The organism is Anatilimnocola aquadivae, from assembly GCF_049819085.1.
Taxonomy (GTDB): Bacteria; Planctomycetota; Planctomycetia; order Pirellulales; family Pirellulaceae; genus Anatilimnocola.
This window is the reverse complement of sequence record NZ_CP187419.1, coordinates 7563898-7583001: the sequence shown is the minus strand read 5'-3', so window position 1 is coordinate 7583001 and position 19104 is coordinate 7563898. Positions and strand designations below refer to the sequence as shown.

Here is a 19104-nt window from a genome sequence, read left to right as displayed (position 1 = left end):
GATGCGCACCTACTTGAGTTGCCTTGCCGCCTGCGTCCTCCTGCCCGCTGCTTTGCTTGCCGCGGGACCTACGGTGGAGGTCATCGTTGGCGAAACAGCACCGGAGTTAGAACAACGAGCCGCCGATGATGTGGCCGCAATCCTTAAACGCTTGTATCAGTTGGGGGCGCCGCGACTCGCGGCGCCGAGTGGCAAAACGCCAGTAATTTTCGTTGGAAGTCCTACTACAAATCCGCAGTTAGACTTTTACAAAGCGGAGTGGCCGGCGATTTCCGAGCAAACCCACTTGCTCAAGTCGATCAAGTATCGCGATCAACCGGCACTCATCATCGGCGGTGGTAGTGCAGTGGCCACTTATTGGGGCGCGTGCGAGTATGCACATCACCTAGGTATCCGCTCCATGCTGTACACGGATCTTGACCCCATCGCGCCGCCTCCGTTCACACTGGCTGGCTTCGATGCCCGGCTGGAGCCGGGCTTGAGTATTCGCGCATGGGAGATTTCCTATCATGGTCCTGCATCCTTCACGGCATGGAGCGAGGCAGAACAGATCGTCTTCGTGCGACAGCTATCCAAGCTTAAGTTCAATCGTCTTGTCATTCGTGTGCGAGCAAGTGACCCTTTTATCCCATTTGCTGCAGCTGGCATCGAGAGAAAGGAAGGAAAGTTCTGGGACAAGGATGAGTTCCCTGTGAATGGCGATACCGCTGGTCGAAGTGCCTTTCGCGGCGCGAAGCATTTTGAGAATCCTGATTTGGCATCAGCCACGAATGAAAAGGAGCGAATCGCCGCTAGCCAGAAGCTGTTGCATGGAGTGATTGACGCGGGACATCAATGTGGCATGGCCGTGTCGTTGCAGATTCACCCATACGATCTGCCAGCTGAATTTAATCGCCACAAAGTGTTTGCCGATATTGAAATGGCAAAGAAATGCAGCCAAGCGACCGTCCGTGAGTATCTCCATGCCTATCCCGAGATCGACATGCTGATGATCGGGTACAGTAGTGTCTACGAAGCGTTACCCTCGTTTTTTCAGGATCGAGAGATTTGGCAACGGCCCGACAGTTTACTGATCACGCCGCAGGTATTTGGCGTTCATGACTCGATGGAAGTAGCTCGCTGGCTAAGAGCGGTGCCAAGTACAAAAGAGGTCGTGTTTGGCACGGAACTACCACCATTGCCCGGCGCTGAACCAGCCAGGCCCATGAAACTGGCTGACGCATTCAGCCGTCAGATTGAATTGGGCAGTTTTCAAGAGGGCATCTTGCCACAATCGGCACACACAATAGTCGCCGACTCGATGAAGGCATTGCAGCAGAATCGCTGGGGCGGCTATTTGGTGACCTCACCCGCCGGCACCGGGAATGCTGACTTTAGCGCCTATTTGATTTCGCGAAACTCCTTTGGCCAAGGCCTAACTCCCGAACAAGCTTGCGAACGGTTCCTAACACCTGCCTGTGGCAGTGAAGTTCACACACGCGTGATGAAAGCGCTTTCGGGATTGGAGCGAGCAACAGTAAAAATTGAACTAGCCTCCAATCTTCTCAATCACTTCGATCCACCCAAAACCATGAAGAACTATGAGCGCCAGGAACTGCCACCTGCCTGGTGGAACGACGTTCGAGAAGAGTATCTGGCATCGATGAACGAAATGTATCGCGCAAATACGCGAGCGCGCGAAGGTAGTCGTTCCTACACTTTGTACTTGGCGAGACGCTGCGAATTCGGATTCGAATTCGTCAATTGCATGCAAGCAATCCGCAATGCGGGAGTCGCCAAGAAGGAAAAAGACAAAGAGAAGCAGATCGCAGAGTTGGAGAAAGCGATCGACTCGATCAACGGTGCGTGCAACGCACTCGCCGCCGTGGCCCGCAACAATAGCGACCGGGGTACGATCGCCGTGCTTAATGCCTACGTCTATCGCCCGCTGGTGAAGGAGTTGGAGAAGGTGGATGCAGAGGAGTAACTACCATGCGGTCCAGCCACCATCGACGAGCAAGTTTTGTCCAGTGATGTAGCTGCTGGCTTCGCTGGCGAGAAAGACAACCGCGCCCTTCAATTCGTGGGGCTGGCCCATGCGTTTCATGGGACTTTTCTGAGTCAAGCGTTCGACCATGTCTGCGGGCGCTGTCTCGCGTGGGAACGGCCCCGGGCTGAGGCAGTTGACCCGCACGCGATCGGCAGCCCAATAGACGGCCAAATGCCGCGTCATGTGGACAATGCTGCCTTTGAGTGCGTGATAGGCGACGGGACTCGCCGGGCAGATGTCTGCATAAGCATCAGGATACGAACCGACGACGCCGTACATCGAACCGAGCAGGATGATGCTCGCGGCTTGCTTGGTTTCGACCGCGCGATTGCGGACGAGGCGAGCCAGTTCGAAATAACCCGTGGCGTTCGCCAGTTGACGTGTGAACTGCTCGGCCGTGACGTTTGTCCAGTCGGCACCATGGGCTTCGTGGCCGTTGTTGAGCAGCACGTCAACTCTACCCGCCAATTGAATCGCCCACTCAAACGTAGCGGGCAATGTTTCGGGCTGCATGTGATCGAGCACCAGCGGAAAGTGCTCGGCACCGTCACCTACCGGCAATGCTTTGATCGCTTCCCGAGCTTTACCTTCTTCGCGACTCGAAAGAATCACCGAGGCACCTGCTTCAGCCAGGCCGCGCGCCAGAGCCGAACCCAAATGACCGCTGCCGCCGGTAACGAGTGCCGTCTTGCCTTGCAGGCTGAAGAGTTCCTGCACCATGGGTTCTGGCTTCATTGCAGCGATTCTTTCATAACAGTGCCTCGTTCTTCACTTCCTGCCACGCGCGCTGCTCGCAACTCGCGAGCGTCGCGAGATTCACCCGCAAGGTCGCCGCGCCATCGCTGAGCGAGCACGTTACCGAGCGTTTGCCTTCGACGGCATCGAGAAACAGCCCGGCTTGCTCGCTGAAGAGCGTGTCTCGTTCGAGCGGTGGAAATGTTTCGTCGTGCCAGGTATCGCCGGGCGTGGTTTGCCAGCGCCAGCGATTTTCGTGAGCTTCGAACCGCACCGTTCCCTTTTCACAGACCACGGTGATCGTCGTCTCGTTAGGAGCCTGGTGCTGATTGAGCGCATAACTGGCCTGCACGCGACTGTTCTGTACGGTGCTGTGCCGGGCGAGGACGTGGACCGTATCTTCGACGGTCACACCAGGCAGCAGCTGATGCTCGGCATCGGCCACGAGCCGCGTCATCCGCCCGACGAGCCACTCCCCCGCGTTGAGAATGTGCGTGAGTGCATCCTGAATGGCTCCGCCGCCGGTGGCTCGATCCTTGTAATAGATTTCGCGATAGGCGGGCCGATACGTCGGGAAATGTTGTCCGCAAACGGCAACCAATTCCACAGGCTGACCAAAGCGACCACTGTGGATGGCCTCGCGCATCGCCGTTAGCACCGGATGACTGCGATAGACATAGGCGACGCCGCACACGAGTTGTTTTCGGGTAACCAACTCACTCAACTCGCGGACGCCTTTGGTCGTGGTGCTCAGCGGCTTCTCGATCAGCAGGTGGACACCCGCCTCGGCCAGTTGCATGGCAAGCGGCAAATGCAGATGAGCAGGAACGGCCACGACGGCTGCGGTTGGCTTCGCTGCGAGAGCTTCGGTCAGTGATTCGTAACCGCGCACGCCGTAGCGCTCGGCGACCGTTTGTCGCAATGTGGGATTGATCTCGACCAGCGACACTTCGCAACGGCTAGTCGCTTGAAAGCAGCGGACGTGGCGCTCGCCAATCGAGCCCACGCCGATGACCAGCACGTGATGAGAAGTGTCGTTAGCCATGCAGACCTATCCCTTCGTTCACCGAACCGCTTGCCTGTTTTGCAGCGGCCGGTAATCCAAGTGTAACCGCCGGGCACTCTGGAACGAGCCTCGGCAGCTAAGTATGCTGTGAGTTTGGATCAGCCTGTCGCACGATGGGCTTGGTCCGGTCCTTCCCGCCTCAGTTCACCCCGCTCTCCAAGGTAGTTCACATGCCGCGATTCGTTACGCCGCGATTGGTTTCCGCGATCTGCGTTATCTGCTGCCTGGCACTTCCCACGTTGTCGCTGGCTGCCGACCTGTTCCCCGACAAGAACCTCGAAGCGGCCGTTCGCGAGCAGGTCTTCGAAAAGCGGAACAACACGATGCCGCTCGTCGAAGCCGATGTGCAGAACATCGCACTGCTGAAGGGGAGCGGCAAGAAGATCGAAAACCTGGCCGGCTTGGAAAAGTGCCGCAGCTTGGCGCAGATCGAACTCGAGAACAACGCCATCGTCGATCTCACGCCCCTTAAGGAACTGAAGAATGTTCAGTCGCTGAGCCTGGATAAGAACAAAATCGTCAGCCTGGAACCGCTGGCCGATCTCACGCCGCTGCAGTATCTGAAGATTGCCGACAATCAGGTGGAAGACCTGTCGCCGCTGAAGAAACTGGCCGCGCTGCGAAACCTGTACGCCTCGAACAACAAGATCAAGGACCTCGCACCGCTGGCCGACTGCAAAAAGATCTACTCGCTCTATCTCGATGGTAACCCCATCGCCGACTTCAAACCGCTGGCCCAACTGAAGGACCTCGAACGACTCGACCTCCGCCATACCAACATTTCGGACCTGTCGCCGCTCGCCAATCTCACCGAGTGGAAGTACCTGTTTCTCAACTACAACAAAGTCACCGATCTCTCGGTCCTCGTCGAAATGGCGAAGAAGGACTTTGAAGGGCAGAAGCGCTTCGCTCCGTTCTGGAAGCTTTACCTCGGCGACAACCCCCTCAGCGACGACGCCAAGGGGAAGCAAATCGAAGAGCTGAAAAAGTACGGCGTCCGCGTCAACACCGAATCGCTGAAGTGGTAGTCGCTCCAGTGGTAGTTGAAAGCGGCCGGATCAACAACGCGGGCAAAGAAGATCCCAAAGGTTGCCGGCAATGTCTCGAAAGACCGCGACCTGGCCGTAGGGTTCGGTTCTGGGCGGTTTCGTAAACTCGACACCGAAGTCGGTCATTCTTCGGTAGGCGCTCGCAAAGTCTTCGACTTCCAAAAAGAAGCCGACTCGCCCAGCAAGCTGGTTGCCAATCACCGCTTGCTCTTTCTCCCCGTCGGCCTGCGCCAGCAGAATTCCAGTCTGTGCATGCTTGGGCCTGACGACCACCCAGCGCTTCGGTCGGCCATCGTTGGTGGTGGCTGCGGAGTCTTCGACCAGTTCAAAACCAAGCCCTGCGACGAAGAATTGGATCGCTGCGTCGTAGTCGTGGACAACGATGGTGACGAGTTGCAGGTGAGCCATGAGTGACGATCGCTAAGTCAATCGAGTCTAGCCGTACAGCTTATAGGCTTCGGTAGTCGAGAGTCGCTTCGCTCGAATCCGATTGTCGCTGAGCTTTTCACCCTTGGGGTCGATGTACAGCCGGCCGCTGCGGTTCTTGGCGTTCGGGTCGACGTTCATCACGTGGATGTTAAAGATGAAGGCCTTGTCGCTGGTTGCTTGAAACCAGTGGACGTTGTCCTTCTGATCGCTGACGGTCGAATGTCCGCCGGGGCCAAACTCGGCGTCGATCGTGGGGCGGATGATGATGTGGTCTTCTTCGTCTTCCAGGCGGTCGTAGTGCTTACCTTGAAAGGTCCCCTGCAAAATCAGGAACGCCGTGGCCATGTTGTTGTGCCCGTGCGGCACCACACTCCGGCCCTTGTTGAGCGCGAAGATCTGATGGCCGAAGACGAGGCTCGTGGGCAACCCTTCCACCTTCGGAAACTTCGCTCGCAGGCTGACTTCGCCCTGGTCTTTGTACTTGATGTTCTCGGTCAGTTTTTCGAGATCGAGAAACTTCATCACATCGGCCAGATCGACATGGGCAAACAGCTCGTCGACTTTCGTTTGCCACTCGGTCTGCTTGAGCTTGGCTCCCTTCACGTCCTGGCTCAGGTCGTGCAGGTCCTTCATCCACTTGCTGGCGAGCAGCTTCATATCGGCCGCAAACAGCTCCCGCGTGCAGAGCGTTTCCAGCAGCGAGTAAGTGAGCAGCGCGCCGAGCGTGTGCTGGCCGAAAGAACGACGAGATAAGGACATGGTGCCGCCTCCAAAAAAGTTCGCCGAACGGATGGCGTCATCTTAGGCGGCGGAGAGGCATCGCGGCAAACAAAAACGCCCCCGCCGCGAGAGCGGGGGGCGAATGGAGATCGCTTTTACGGTGTCGCCGTTTCCGAAGTCGAAGCTCCACCTTCGGCCTTGGGTGCCTCAACTTCTTTATGCCGCTTGGGCTTGTAAATTTCGGTGGCGGTGCCGAAGAAGGTTTCGCTGGCGTTCATGATGGTTTCGCTCAGCGTGGGGTGCGGGTGGACGGTCTCGGCGAGATCGCGCACTTCACAGCCCATTTCGATGGCCAGCGCTGCTTCGGAAATGAGATCGCCAGCGCCCGGGCCGACAATACCGCAACCCAGCACGCGTTCGGTTTCGGGATCGACGATGAGCTTGGTCAGGCCTTCGGTGCGACCGAGCGCGATGGCCTTGCCGCTCGCTGCCCAAGGATAAACGGCGATGTCGACCGTGCGACCCGCCTTTTCGGCTTCTTGCTGAGTGAGACCGCACCAGGCGAGTTCGGGATCGGTGAAGACGACAGCTGGGATGCAGAGCTTGTCGAACGAAGCAGGCTTGCCGAGGACCGCTTCGACGGCGACGCGAGCTTCGTGCGAGGCCTTGTGCGCAAGCATGGGATCACCGGCGACATCGCCAATGGCAAGGATGTGCGGATCGGCGGTGCGCATCGATTTTTCGACTTCGATGAAGCCGCGCGGAGTGACCACCACGCCGGTGTTTTCCAAGCCAATGCCGCGGGTGTTGGGTTTGCGACCAACAGCGACCAGCACGCGGTCGTACCGTTCGACGCCGAACTTGCCGGGGCCTTCGAAGGCGACTTCAACTTTGTTATCGCGCAGGCCGAGCGAGCCGACCTTGGTGTTCAGGAAGATGCGATCTTCAAAGAGCTTCATCAAGTGCTTTTGCAGCGGCTTGACGAGGTCTTTGTCGGCAGCCATCAGAATGCCATCAAGGGCTTCGACCACGCTGACCTTCGAACCAAGGCGGGCATAGACGGTGCCCATTTCCAGCCCAATGTAACCGCCGCCAATGACCAGGAGCGACTCCGGAACGTCGGCCAGCTTCAGGGCGCCGGTGCTGTCCATGACGCGGTCGGAGCCGATATCAAAACTGGCGGGCATCGCGGGCAGCGAACCGGTCGCGACGATGCATTGATCGAACGTCAAAGTTCGATCTTCGGGAATCGACGGGTCGTCCCCTTCCAGCTTGAGCGTGGTCGAGTTCTCGAAGACGCCCTTGGCAGTGATGACCTTTACCTTGCGTTGCTTGGCGAGGTTCTTCAGGCCACCGGAGAGGTTCGAGATGACTTTGTCTTTGCGGGCGCGAAGCTTGTCGATATCGAGTTGCGGCGAGCCGAGCGTGATGCCCCAGTCTTTGTTCAGCTCTTCGACTTCGGACAAGACTCGCGCTACATGCAGCAGCGCCTTCGAAGGGATGCAACCGCGCAGCAAGCAGGTGCCGCCGAGTTTGCCTTCTTGCTCGACGATGGTGACTTCCAGGCCTTCGTCAGCCGCGTAAAAAGCTGCGGCATAACCGCCGGGACCACCGCCCAAAACCACCACAGAAGTATGCATTGTGTCGACTTGGCGAAAGATGACAGCGCGAATGTAAGAGGTGCGCAGGGGCCGCACGTTGAGAGGCAAGGCGAGGTCCGCTGACGAATTGTCGTCGGCGGTCCTCGTTGCATTCTATCCTGCAGCCGGAGACTTTTCCGGCCGCAACTCGACTCTCCCGAAAATTCGACTCAGGCGAAATTAGCGCGAGAGGAATTCGACGACGATGTTCACGTCGACGGGCAAGCTGAAATCGTTCGGGCCAGGAACGGCCAGGACGGTTGCTCGCAGGGTTTCGCCATCAAACGAGACGAAATCCGGGGTGTTCGCGCCACCTTCGCTCAGCACGCCCTTGTACAGGTTGTAGATCGGTTCCTTCTTGCGAACCGTGATCACATCGCCTTGGCGCAGCTGATAGCTGGGGCTGGTCACCTTGATGCCATTCACGAAGAAGTGGCCGTGCACAATGCCCTGGCGAGCTTGCGGGCGGGTCTTGGTGAAACCAGCGCGGCGGATGACGTTATCGAGCCGGCGTTCGCACAGCGTGAGAAGTTGTTCGCCCGTGTTGCCCTTCTTCGAAGCCACCATGTGGTAGTACTTGCGAAGCTGACGCTCGCCGAGGCCGTAGTAATGCTTGATCTTTTGCTTTTCGGCCGAGGCTTTACCCCAGTTCGACAAGCGGCGGCCACCCTTCACGTGCATACCTGGTGGGCTTTCGCGGCGCGAGTGGGCCTTGATGGCACCTGCCGATTCATAGATTTGCGCACCCAAACGACGATTGATACGGGCCTTCGGACCATGATAACGAGCCATCGAGCAAACTCTCCAAACGGTGAACGAAATACCTCAGTGGTGACGACGGCGAGGCTGCAATGCAACAGCCGATCCTCGCCGGAGCAAACGCCCATGTCTCTCAAGACTGATATCCGTCGAGCGAACTCGACGCTTCAGCCCGGGACCGGGTGCGGCCATCGCGGGAAGCCCAACATTCTGGCAAATCAGCGGGCTTTGGACAAGGGGCAAATGCAAGCGAGTTCAAGGTTTAAGGTTCAAAGTTCAAGGTCCAAAAGACAGGCAAGTAGCCGGCTTTCCTAATGCGACTTGTCATTTAGACACCACCTCAGTTCCTCAACCTTAAACTTGAAACCTTAAACCTTGAACTAACTGCTGCGATGACCGTTACGACCCCGATCAGCAACAAACAGGCAGCAGCGACCTGGTTATCGACCCCCGAGTGGATCATGCCAAACAGGCGACGCTGAATCAGGTCTTTGCCGGCGGGAATCACTAGCAGCGAGCAGGAGACATCGCCAATCGCAATGCCCAAGCCAAGCAGCCAGGCAGCAAACAGGGCCGGCCACCGCTGGGGCAGAACGATTCGCCACAGGGTCTGCCAGGGGCCGCAGCCATCGAGCTGGGCCGCTTCGAGTTGGAGCCGGTCAAACTGGGCAACCGCATGCCACACCACGAGCAACACCAGCGGCAAAGCCCGCAGCGTTTGGGCGACTGCCGGTGCGAAGACGGTGCGGTCGTACAGGAAAGTGAGCCAGCCAACCGTTGGCTGATTCATCACCTTGATAATGCCCAGGGCGATCAGCGGGCCGGGAATGGCCAGCAGAAGAATGGTCAGAAGAAACAGCAGGCCGTATCGCCAAGGGGAACCGTCTCGCGGAGCGAGACGACTACCTTGGGAAGCCCACCAGGCGAGCGGAACTGCAATGACAACCGAGGCCGTAGCGGCACTCATTCCGGCGACCGCGGTCCACCAAAAGTCCATTCGGGTAACGATGGCCGTTTTCCAGAGCGTCGCAGCAAACGAATTGACGGTCCACTCGCGAATCGCTTCGGTCCCCACAATGCGTGTCGAAAGCCCCGTCTGGCGAATCAGCACGAGTAAAGGTACGCCCGCCAGAATCGCCAGCAGCAGCCACACAAATCCAGAGGAGAGCAGGTTGCGTTGCGAAGACCAGAACAGCGGAGCCTGGTTGAGTTGACGAAAGTCGCCCACCAGCAGCACGCGGGTCGAATAGGCAGCCAGGGCAATCAAGCCGCCGAAGACCGCGTAGGCAGGAAACAGATAGATCACTTCGTGGGTGGCATTCCCCGCGACCTGGTTGTAAACACCTTCGGTCACCGTCGGCACCAGGTAGACATTCGTCACGGTCATTTCGTACCACGAGCTCACCGCCGCGAAGCAACCAGCGGTGGCGATCCATGGCAACAAGCGAGGGAGCACGATTCGCCAAAAGACGATCGACGGCGAAGTCTCGAGTAGGGCCTGCTCTTCTTCCTGGCGAGGAACCTGCGTCAGCCCCACGGAGATCAAGATCGCCGCCCAGGGTGCTGCGGCGACACCGTGCACCCAGATGGCACTCGGCAATCCGCTCAGGATCGCCTGGGGCGCATTACGGCCGAAGAGACCGAGCCAGGCCCCCAGGGCGTCCCAACCTGCCAGATGTACATAGAGCGGGGCGAATATCAGGGCGGCGATGATCGCCCAGGCAATTCGCCCGCCGAAGATCCGCGCGCGCGCCAGCAGCACGGCCAGCGGCAAGCCAAACGCAATCGCCACGCTCGCGGAGCCCAGGGCCAGCGAGAGTGAGACGAACAGTTGCTGCATCGCAGCTGGGGCGGCAAGTTGACTCACATGATCGCTCGCGAATTTCCCTTGTGGTGGTGTGGAGCAATGCTCTCACCCGCGTTGAACAGTCCCCATTCAAGGCTACTGATAGCCAGATTCTGATAACTTTTTACACCAAAAATCACATTCAACGAGTCGACGCAAACTGTTTTATACAAAACCTTTGCGTCCAAATTGATCCGCCAATCGCCGTTTTCGTGATAACCGTCTGATAACCAAATTCCGCCCTGTTCACGCTGCTGGCTGAACAGGCCCTGAACAGGGGGGCTCTTTGTTCCCAGCCAAGCTGCCAAGCATTGCCGCCAGCGAGTGTCGCGGCCACGCTCCGCCGCGGCGTTTTTCTACGCGTGGAGCAAGTCACTGCCCCACCCGCACGAACAGTCCTGAACAGCCCCCATTCGACGCTGCTGACAACCGGCTTTTGATAACTTTTTGCGCGAAAATTTGCGATCATCCATTCGTCATAAACCTCTTCACATAAATCTCTTGCGTTCATAATTTCCCACCAAACTCCGTTTTCGTGATAACCGTCTGATAACCAAATTCCGCCCTGTTCACGTCCCTGCCTGAACAGGCCCTGAACAGGGGGTTCGATCTTCCCGTCGCAGAGTCGCCACGCCGGGCTCTCGAAGCCTGATCGCGCCACCCGCAGCAAGCATCGCGCGCGGCCGTCTCGCTGGGGCGTCGTCACCACTGAGTTTATTTAAGAACATCATTGACATTAAGTCAAGACATTTTTATAACACATCCAGCGAGCCCTTGGCAGCGACCGCTTCGCGGCGATTCCCGATTCCCGATTCCCGATTCCCGATTCCCGATTCCCGATTCCCGATTCCCGATTCCCGATTCCCGACCTCCCGACCTCCTGACCTCCCGACCTCCTGACCTCCCGACCTCCCGACCTCCTGACCTCCCGACCTCCCGACCTCCTGACCTCCTGACCTCCTGACCTCCTGACCTCCTGACCTCCTGACCTCCCGACCTCCTGACCTCCCGACCTCCCGACCTCCTAGCCCCTGGCCCCTAGCCCCTGGCCCCTAGCCCCTGGCCCCTGGCCTCCGACCCCTGGCCCCTGACCCCTGGCTCCCAGCCCCTGCCGCCCGATATCCTTAAACCCATGCTCCCCTCCCCCACCAACCTCAGTCTTCCCACGCCCGATCGGCTGCAGATCGATTGGAGCGATGGCGTCGTTCGTCGCTACGCGGTGAAGCAACTGCGCGAAGCTTGCCCCTGTGCCACTTGCCGGGAGAAGCATTCCCAGCCTGCGAAGCCGGCGGACTTGCGTTCGCTGAAGATCTTGACGAACGAAGAGCTGCAGCCGCTGCGGATCGTCAAAATGCAGCCCCTGGGCAATTACGCCTACAACATTGCCTTCAGCGACGGCCACGACTCGGGCATCTTCACGCTGGAACTGCTCCGCGAACTAGGCGAACAGGTCAGCGGTTAACCGCTGACTTGTTGCCGGCGTACTAGCGTTAGCGAGTGGCACACCTTGCCAGCAATCATGCACGAATGCAGCATGACTTGCCCGACGAGTACTCGCAGCAAGATCGCCAACACCACGCCGCGATGGTGTCGCTGTTCGTGGTTTACCACAACCTCTGTCGCGAGCACGAATCATGCGGGGGGGCGGGGCACACACGTCCCGCGATGCAAACCGACCGCGTTTTATCAATCAAGGCATCGTTGAAAAGTATCACTCGAGGAGAACGGCAACCCTCTCAAGAAACAACAAAGGCCCAAGCAAAACTTGAGCCTGTTGCACCCTATCTTGAAGTTGGTGTGTTTTTCTAAGAAAAACTTAAATTCCGATTTTATCCATTGCCTTTGCCTCGTGTGAAAAGGGGCTGTCACCGTGATCGGTGACCTTAAACTATACTCTTCTATACGAATCCTGCCTAGGCCTGGTTGTCAGATGGCGGCCTAAATTACCCACGATTCGTACAGTTTTTCCGTCTTTGCATAGGCGGTAGGCTGGTTGTTAACTTGGCGGTACCGCCTCGCCACGTCTTGGTGAAGACGCCAAAAGGAAATCACTGCGCCTCTGAGCAATTTTCGTGCCGTCGAGTCATCAAACACGCCGTCTTCGATCCCGACTGCCAGGTCCTCGAAGTAATCGAGAACTGCGATGGCCTCATCAACTAAATCGTCTGGCCCCTTGCCATCTGAATCTCTTTTTTCCATCGCCGCCAACATTTCGTTTGATAGCGATTTAACGGCCGAATCATGCCTGCTCGCATCTGTGGCCCCTTTTATCTGCTGCTGATTCAGTATCTGACGAAACCGTGTGGCTAGCTCTGTTCTCGCCTCGGCTAAAGGATCGTCGCTAAAAATCCTGGAGAATTTTACAGTTTCAAAGCAACGATCCCGTTCGCGTGCCGCAAGTTCACGGTCTCGTGCCGAAAGTATGGATCTTCGAGCATAATAGGCAGAATATGTAGCGATAACGACTGCCAAAATGCCAAGCGTACCTTTTAGAGCCTCTGCTCCGAACCAGTACCAAGTGCCTGCGAGTGATAGGACGAGGAGAAAAACGAAGATGTGTAGCCAGGGCGGAAACTTAACGGGGAATTGGGCACTAGGCCCATCTGGCGAAATATCTAGCTTCTTCTTCGGTTCCACTACCCCTCCAACGGTTTGATCCACCTGCTATTGGGGTGATAGCATAGCGGCGGTTACCCGCATGTCAACTCTGGCGGTTCGTGTCATCCATCCGCCACTTTTCGCCATCTTATTGCCCTCACCCCCAAATTGCCTGAAATCCCGCTGACCTTGACTTCGCTTTCAAGCGTGTGCGTAATTTCTCGGGAATCATCTGGGTTTTCCTGCCGGTGTCCTGAACCGCTGTGCCGACCTGCGCTGCGATCCCCAGTGAACCTTTTCACTCGCCTGCGGTCTATTCGTATGTTCCCCGCATGAAACGCCAGGGCAAACGCGGTGGCGCGTTGCGGCAAAGCCTAGAGGCCTTTGTCCAGACTTCGCCACTTGCCACCTCTGGCCAATTGTTCGCGAGGGTCGACCGCACTCGTCTGCTGCCCTGACAAGCGTGTAGATAGCTCTCCAAAAAAGCCGTAACCGGTTTCGAGTGTATTGTGTCCCGCCCCGCTGCTTCGTCCCCTCCGGTTCGATGCAGTGGGGCGGCATTTTTTTGCGCCGACGTCGATTACGCAGGCGTCTGTGGCGCTGGCGCGTTTCTCATCGCGCGCGGGATTACGAACCGTCCTGCTCAGCCGCTACGATAAGAGTGCGCTCCTCCGTGCACCTTGTCTTTGGCTGATGCTCACGATGAATGCTCCTTCCAGAGATCCGCTGGCCGTCTTGCTGGCCGCCACCGACTCGCGCTACTGGCACGCGCCGCTCGTCCCGCGCCCCGTCCTCCGTAGCGGCGAACCGAACTGGTCGCTCCCGGTCAATTGGCTGCAAGGGCAAGTGATTCACTCCAAGGACGAAGCGAAACTCGTCGAGTGCCTGCATCCGCTGTTGAGTGGCACCGAAGAGTATGTCGACTGCGAGTATCGCGCCCGGAGCGAAACCAACGAGTGGCGCTGGTTCAAGCTGCATTGCAAGTTGGAATCGTCGGCAGTCCCACGCCTGCACTTCTGGACGAGCGAAATCACGCGGCAAAAACGGGCCGAACAATTGCTCGCACTCCAAAGCCGGATCGTTCAGCAACTGGCCGCGAACGTCTCGCTCGCGCATGTGCTGGGCGAACTCGCGCAAGGTGTGGAAGCCAACTATCACGGCGCGGCAGTGTCGATTTTGGGGGTCTCGGCCGATGGGAGTTGCCTCGAGCATCTGGCAGCCCCCAGCTTGCCGGCGCATGTCGCGGCTCGCATTCATGGCTTGCCGATTGGGCCGACCGTCGGTGCCTGCGGCAGTGCGGCGGCAACCGGTGAGCGCGTCATCATCGCCGATGTGCATCTCGACTCCCGCATGCAGGGATTCGAAGACGTGAGCCGAGACACCGGCATTCGCAGTGTCTGGTCGCAACCCATTCGGGGTGAGAAGGGCGAGGTGCTGGGAACATTGGCCATCTATCGCTTGCAGGTGCATTCGCCCTCGAGCGAAGAAATCGAACTGCTCGAATTGGCTGCGAACCTGGCAGCGCTGGCCATCGAAAACAGCAAACGCATCGATTCTCTCCTGCGCAGCGAGACGCGTTTTCGCGAGTTGGCAGAGAAAGCGCGACTCGTCCCGTGGGAGGCCGAACTTGGCACCGATCGCTACACCTATGTTGGTCCCCAGGCCGCGGAGATTTTTGGCTACCCGATCGAAGATTGGTATGTCCCTGGCTTCTGGCATCGCCTGGTCCATCCGGACGAGCGTGAGTCGCTGCTTAACATCTTTTATGAGCACTTGAAGTCGAGCGAGCACTTTGAAACGGAGTACCGCATTCCGTCGGCCCAAGGTGATGTGGTTTGGGTGCATGACTACATCAGCATCTTTCGCGAGAACGGCCGGCCCGTCCGGCTGCGCGGCTACATGGTCGATGTCACGCGCCGCAAACTGGCCGAGCAAGCCAAAAGTGCCAGTGATGCGATTCTCGACTCGGTGATGAAGAGCTTGCCGTTTCGGCTGTGGGCCGCCGATTGCGACGCGCGCATCATCTTGCAGAACCCTGTCTCGCTGCAACAGTTTGGCAACAACATCGGCACCAAGGTGGCCGACATGCAGATGCCCCCCGAGATCGCCGAGCAGCATATGGGCTTCGTTCAGCGCGCCCTGCAAGGTGAAGTGGTGAACGCCGAGGTGGCGCACGATTTTTTGGGCGAACCCAAGGTCGATCAATGCCTCATCGCGCCCGTTCGCCAGGACGACAAGATCGTCGGCGTGCTGGGCTGCGATATTGATGTCACCGAGCAGCGGCGCGTCGAGAAAGAACTCAAGCTTTCGGAACTTCGCTATCGGACGCTGATGCAGTACGCGCCGGATCTGATTCTGCAGGCCCAGCGCGATACGACGATCATCTATTGCAATCGCGTTTCCCCGCCAGCGACCATCGAGCAGGTCATCGGCACCAAGTGTGTCGACTGGGTCGCCAAGGATTATCGCCGCGTGGTCGAGGCCAGCTTTGAGTTGGTCTTTTCCAGTGGGCAAGAATGCAACTACGAAACCTTGTCCTCCGAGGCTCCGCGCGGCCCACGCTGGTGGTCGGTGCATCTAGCGCCCATCAAAGACGGCAACCGCATCGACTCGTGCATCATGATTGCCCGCGATATCACGCGCCGCAAAGAGATGCAGCAGGCGCTGCACGATAACGATGAGCGATTTCGCCAATTGGCCGAAGCCACCGACCAGGGCTTTTGGCTCGTCGATCTCAAGCCGGAGAGGCTGTTGTATGTGAATCCCGCGTTCACGCACATTTGGGGTATTTCACAGGAAACGCTCTATTCCGGCGTGCGTGTGGGCGTGAAGTACATTGCCGCCGACGATCGCGACCGGGTCGTACGCATCTTTGAAAGCTGGCTGTCCGGTGAACGAAATTCGTACGACGTGGAATATCAGATCGAGCGGCCCGATGGCGAGCGCCGCTGGGTCCACGATCACGGTGCGAAGATCTTTAACGCGGCCGGGCAACTCTATCGCATCAGCGGCATCGTCCGCGATATCACCGATCAGAAGCGGGCCGAAGCCATCTTGCGCGAAAGCGAAGAGCGCTATCGACTACTCGCCGAGAATTCGTCCGACTTGATCATGCGCTTGAATCGTCAAGGAAACTGCCTGTACGCTTCGCCGGCCAGCAAACTGTTGCTGGGAATCGAACCGCTGGAGATTAAGGGAGGCCAGATCTTCGATCTGCTCGTGCATCCCGATGATCGACCGCGGCTCGCGACGATGCGCGAAGCGTTCCTGTGGAAAGGAAAGCCCGTTTCGATCACGGCCCGATTTCGCCACGCCAGTGGAGAGTACAAGTCGCTCGACTTGCAAGCCAAGGCGGTGCGCGATCCGGGGAATCTGCCTGACCAAGAAACAGAAGCGAACGAAGTGTTGATTACGGTTCGCGATGCGACCGACCGAGTCGACGCCGCGAAGAAGCTTCGTCAGCGCGAAACCGATCTGGCGCATGCGGACCGCATGAGCACGATGGGGCAGATGGCCGCGGAGCTTGCGCACGAATTGAATCAGCCTTTGTATGCGATCGCTAATTTCTCGTCCGCCTCTTTGGGCGCGCTCGGACAAAACGGCGCGCACTCCGACGAGGGAATTGCCAAGGCGCGCAACTGGCTGGAAGAGATTGCGCGGCAATCGCGCCGCGCCGCCGACGTCATTCGGCGCATCAACCTGTTTGTGCGCAAAGGTGAACTCGATCCGTCACCGTTCAGCTTGAGCGAATGCGTGCGCACACTGGAACCATTGTTAGAAGTCGCCGCGCGCGGTCACGAAGCCACCATTCGGTATGAACTGACCGAACCCATGCCGGCCATTCAAGCCGACCGGCTGTTGATTGAGCAGGTGATTGTGAATTTGGTGCGCAATGCGGCCGAGGCCATGGAAGATGTCCCCGCCGAGGAGCGCTCAATGGTGCTGCGCACTTATCTGGAAGACAACGGCGTTGGTTTATCGGTCTGCGACACCGGCCCCGGCTTCCGCCCCGACATGGCCGAGAAGGTCTTCGAGCCGTATTTCACCACCAAGGAAAGTGGCACGGGGATGGGCCTGGCGATCTGTCGCAGCACGATCGAAGCCCATCACGGGAAGATCATCGCGGAGTCAAATCCCGAACCAACCATCACCGGCGGCCACGGGGCAAAGTTCCGCATCTGGCTGCCAGTGAACGACTAGAGAATCGACGAAGTGCTGCCCCAATAGCTACTTACGGTGGTCCGGCAACGGCAACGCCAGATTTCCAGTTCGTCCCTGCAAGTTCTCAAAAATGGTTGCGGGTGCCTTTTTTGCGGGGTAGCATACCTACGAGTCGAGGACCGCCTGCCGGCGATTGCTCCGTCAATTGCCCGATCACTGCCTGCCAACGGACTCGCACGTCGGTGGATTGCAGCGGATCTGTTTTACTTGCCTGATTAAACCATTCTTGACGAGTTTTGGAGAATCTTTCCATGCGAAAGCTCTTTCGCAAGCTGTACAAACCAGTAATGGTTTGGGTGGTGATTCTGACGATGTGTCTCGACACGGCGCTCGCTTGCCGTTGGTCGCGCCGCCGCTGCGAATCGTATTGTCCCCCTTGCCCGCCGCCCACGTGTGCCGTTCCGGCGCCAGCCGCCGATAACGCCGCTCCCGCGGAAGGGACGCCTCCTGGCACCACGGTCCAGCGCCCCGAGTTGGAAGAAACTCCAGCCGATAAGAAGCCAATCATTCAACCACCGGTTGTTAAACCGGTCGAACCCGTGCCTGCTCCTCCCAAGCCCGTGGTGGATCCGGTTCCTGCAGAACCGAAGCCCATCGAGCCTGCTCCCAAGCCGGTAGAACCAGCTCCGCCAAAGCCTGTCGAACCAGCACCGGCTGAACCAAAGCCGATCGAGCCTATGCCTGCACCGAAGCCGGTTAAACCGGCTCCGCCGAAACCAGTGGAACCTGCTCCTGCTGAGCCCAAGCCAGTGGAACCCGCTCCACCAAAGCCGGCTGAGCCTGCTCCACCCAAGCCTGTCGAACCAGCTCCTGTTGAGCCAAAGCCGGCTGAACCAAAGCCAATTGAACCAGCACCGCCCAAGCCAGCGGTTCCAGTCGAAGAAGATCCGTTTGCTCCGGCTCCCAAACCAGTAGTGCCTAAGCCGGCCGAACCGGCACCAATGCCAGCACCCAAGCCGGCGGTTCCACCCGTCGATGATCCGTTTGGTGCACCAGCCGCGCCTGCTCCGATGCCGAAACCAGCGGACCCAGCGCCGCCCAAGCCGGCTGTTCCGCCCGTTGATGATCCGTTCGGTGCTCCCGCGCCAAAGCCGGCTGAACCAGCTCCAAAACCAGCTGTTCCGCCCGTCGATGATCCCTTTGGTGCAGCACCGGCTCCCGCTCCGATGCCGAAGCCAGCTGAACCGGCACCAAAGCCGGCTGTCGATGATCCGTTTGGTGCACCGGCTCCAGCTCCAATGCCAAAACCAGCTGCTCCAGCCGCTGACGATCCATTTGGTGCAGCACCTGCTCCGGCTCCAATGCCAAAACCGGCTGCTCCAGCCGCAGATGATCCGTTTGGTGCTCCGGCTCCAGCACCAGCCGCGCCAGCAGCAGACGATCCGTTCGCCCCAGCACCCGCTAAGCCAGCTCCGGCCAAACCGGACGATGGCAAGACGGAACCGATCAACGCCGAGAAGCCCAAGGCCAACCCGGTCGATGATTTGTTTGCCCCCGAGAAGCCAGCTGCTCCTGCTGCACCAGCACCAGCTGCCCCCGCTGCGGATGATCCGTTTGCTCCCGCGCCTGCCAAGGCAGCCGCTCCTGCTCCGGCGAAGCCAGCTGGTGATGACCCGTTTGCCGACCCCTTCAAGATCTCGGCCGAAGGTCAACTTCCTCAGCGTGGCTGGTCGGACAACACCGGCACCTTCGAAGTTCAAGGTCGCTTGATCGCGATCCTCGATGGCCACGTTCGTGTTCTCAAGGACAACGGCCGGACCACCACCGTGCCAATGCGTCGTTTGAGCGATGCCGACAAGAAGTACGTCGAAGAAGTGATCAGCCGTTATGGCACTGGCCTGGTTGGCCAGGTCGCAGCTCGCTAGTTCACTCTTCGAACTCAATCAACCATTCAGGCCGGTTGCCTTAACGCAGCTGGCCTTTTTGCTGCGCGCGGTTGAACTTCGAAGTTGCTGCCGACGGAACTGCCTTCAAGAACGAAAAAAGGGGCGATCCGCTGTGGATCGCCCCTG

At 58.5% G+C, this 19104-nt stretch carries 14 protein-coding genes; 5 read left to right on the top strand and 9 right to left on the bottom strand.

The annotated features are described in order from the left end of the window. Window position 1: 1 nt before the first annotated feature. Entirely contained in the window at window positions 2-1966 is a 1965-nt protein-coding gene (locus NA78x_RS30055; protein WP_425616073.1) for a hypothetical protein, read from the top strand. Here the strand turns inward: NA78x_RS30055 and NA78x_RS30050 are convergent, their stop codons facing one another. Then, window positions 1967-2764 carry an SDR family oxidoreductase gene (locus tag NA78x_RS30050; RefSeq protein WP_425616072.1) on the bottom strand — a complete coding sequence of 266 codons (798 nt, stop codon included), beginning with the start codon at window positions 2762-2764 and terminating at the stop codon, window positions 1967-1969. Between the two features lie 13 nt (window positions 2765-2777). Next, on the bottom strand, window positions 2778-3809 hold the full coding sequence (locus NA78x_RS30045; RefSeq protein WP_425616071.1) for a Gfo/Idh/MocA family protein: 1032 nt from the start codon (window positions 3807-3809) through the stop codon (window positions 2778-2780). A gap of 191 nt (window positions 3810-4000) precedes the next feature. On the opposite strand from NA78x_RS30045, the gene NA78x_RS30040 reads away from it, so the two are divergent. Further along, on the top strand, window positions 4001-4858 hold the full coding sequence (locus NA78x_RS30040) for a leucine-rich repeat domain-containing protein (RefSeq protein WP_425616070.1): 858 nt from the start codon (window positions 4001-4003) through the stop codon (window positions 4856-4858). A gap of 30 nt (window positions 4859-4888) precedes the next feature. On the opposite strand, the gene NA78x_RS30035 is transcribed toward NA78x_RS30040, so the two are convergent. The 6 genes from NA78x_RS30035 to NA78x_RS30010 all read right to left on the bottom strand — a co-directional run bounded on the left by NA78x_RS30035 (window position 4889) and on the right by NA78x_RS30010 (window position 10581). Then, window positions 4889-5287: a VOC family protein gene (locus tag NA78x_RS30035; protein ID WP_425616069.1), complete on the bottom strand. Its 399-nt coding sequence runs from the start codon at window positions 5285-5287 to the stop codon at window positions 4889-4891. Between the two features lie 27 nt (window positions 5288-5314). Further along, window positions 5315-6067: a hypothetical protein gene (locus tag NA78x_RS30030; RefSeq protein WP_425616068.1), complete on the bottom strand. Its 753-nt coding sequence runs from the start codon at window positions 6065-6067 to the stop codon at window positions 5315-5317. A 116-nt stretch (window positions 6068-6183) separates the two neighbouring features. After that, window positions 6184-7668, bottom strand: a complete 1485-nt coding sequence (gene lpdA, locus NA78x_RS30025; RefSeq protein ID WP_425616067.1) for a dihydrolipoyl dehydrogenase — start codon at window positions 7666-7668, stop codon at window positions 6184-6186. A 180-nt stretch (window positions 7669-7848) separates the two neighbouring features. Beyond that, a complete protein-coding gene (rpsD, locus tag NA78x_RS30020; RefSeq protein WP_425616066.1) occupies window positions 7849-8460 on the bottom strand; it encodes a 30S ribosomal protein S4 in 612 nt (203 codons plus the stop codon). Window positions 8461-8767: 307 nt separating this feature from the next. Then, on the bottom strand, window positions 8768-10294 hold the full coding sequence (locus NA78x_RS30015; protein ID WP_425616065.1) for an ABC transporter permease: 1527 nt from the start codon (window positions 10292-10294) through the stop codon (window positions 8768-8770). Continuing rightward, window positions 10291-10581, bottom strand: coding sequence for a hypothetical protein (locus tag NA78x_RS30010; protein ID WP_425616064.1), 291 nt, complete (start codon window positions 10579-10581; stop codon window positions 10291-10293). Before NA78x_RS30010 ends, NA78x_RS30015 begins: the two co-directional genes overlap by 4 nt. 824 nt (window positions 10582-11405) lie before the next feature. On the opposite strand from NA78x_RS30010, the gene NA78x_RS30005 reads away from it, so the two are divergent. After that, complete coding sequence (locus tag NA78x_RS30005) at window positions 11406-11735, top strand: DUF971 domain-containing protein (RefSeq protein WP_425616063.1); 330 nt, start codon at window positions 11406-11408, stop codon at window positions 11733-11735. A 476-nt stretch (window positions 11736-12211) separates the two neighbouring features. On the opposite strand, the gene NA78x_RS30000 is transcribed toward NA78x_RS30005, so the two are convergent. After that, window positions 12212-12910: a DUF4760 domain-containing protein gene (locus tag NA78x_RS30000; RefSeq protein ID WP_425616062.1), complete on the bottom strand. Its 699-nt coding sequence runs from the start codon at window positions 12908-12910 to the stop codon at window positions 12212-12214. 663 nt (window positions 12911-13573) lie between these two features. On the opposite strand from NA78x_RS30000, the gene NA78x_RS29995 reads away from it, so the two are divergent. Together NA78x_RS29995 and NA78x_RS29990 are read left to right on the top strand one after the other, a co-directional pair. Beyond that, the gene (locus NA78x_RS29995) at window positions 13574-17071 is read left to right on the top strand and encodes a PAS domain S-box protein (RefSeq protein ID WP_425616061.1); all 3498 of its coding nucleotides are present in this window, start codon (window positions 13574-13576) and stop codon (window positions 17069-17071) included. Window positions 17072-17343: 272 nt separating this feature from the next. After that, window positions 17344-18957 (top strand): SHD1 domain-containing protein, encoded by a 1614-nt coding sequence (locus tag NA78x_RS29990; protein ID WP_425616060.1) that lies wholly within the window; start codon window positions 17344-17346, stop codon window positions 18955-18957. The last annotated feature ends 147 nt before the right edge of the window (window positions 18958-19104 follow it).

Coding starts and splice junctions, on each gene's coding strand:
- NA78x_RS30055 (WP_425616073.1), top strand. CDS start 2: ATGCGCACCTACTTGAGTTGCCTTGCCGCCTGCGTCCTCCTGCCCGCT.
- NA78x_RS30050 (WP_425616072.1), bottom strand. CDS start 2,764: ATGAAGCCAGAACCCATGGTGCAGGAACTCTTCAGCCTGCAAGGCAAG.
- NA78x_RS30045 (WP_425616071.1), bottom strand. CDS start 3,809: ATGGCTAACGACACTTCTCATCACGTGCTGGTCATCGGCGTGGGCTCG.
- NA78x_RS30040 (WP_425616070.1), top strand. CDS start 4,001: ATGCCGCGATTCGTTACGCCGCGATTGGTTTCCGCGATCTGCGTTATC.
- NA78x_RS30035 (WP_425616069.1), bottom strand. CDS start 5,287: ATGGCTCACCTGCAACTCGTCACCATCGTTGTCCACGACTACGACGCA.
- NA78x_RS30030 (WP_425616068.1), bottom strand. CDS start 6,067: ATGTCCTTATCTCGTCGTTCTTTCGGCCAGCACACGCTCGGCGCGCTG.
- lpdA (WP_425616067.1), bottom strand. CDS start 7,668: ATGCATACTTCTGTGGTGGTTTTGGGCGGTGGTCCCGGCGGTTATGCC.
- rpsD (WP_425616066.1), bottom strand. CDS start 8,460: ATGGCTCGTTATCATGGTCCGAAGGCCCGTATCAATCGTCGTTTGGGT.
- NA78x_RS30005 (WP_425616063.1), top strand. CDS start 11,406: ATGCTCCCCTCCCCCACCAACCTCAGTCTTCCCACGCCCGATCGGCTG.
- NA78x_RS29995 (WP_425616061.1), top strand. CDS start 13,574: ATGAATGCTCCTTCCAGAGATCCGCTGGCCGTCTTGCTGGCCGCCACC.
- NA78x_RS29990 (WP_425616060.1), top strand. CDS start 17,344: ATGCGAAAGCTCTTTCGCAAGCTGTACAAACCAGTAATGGTTTGGGTG.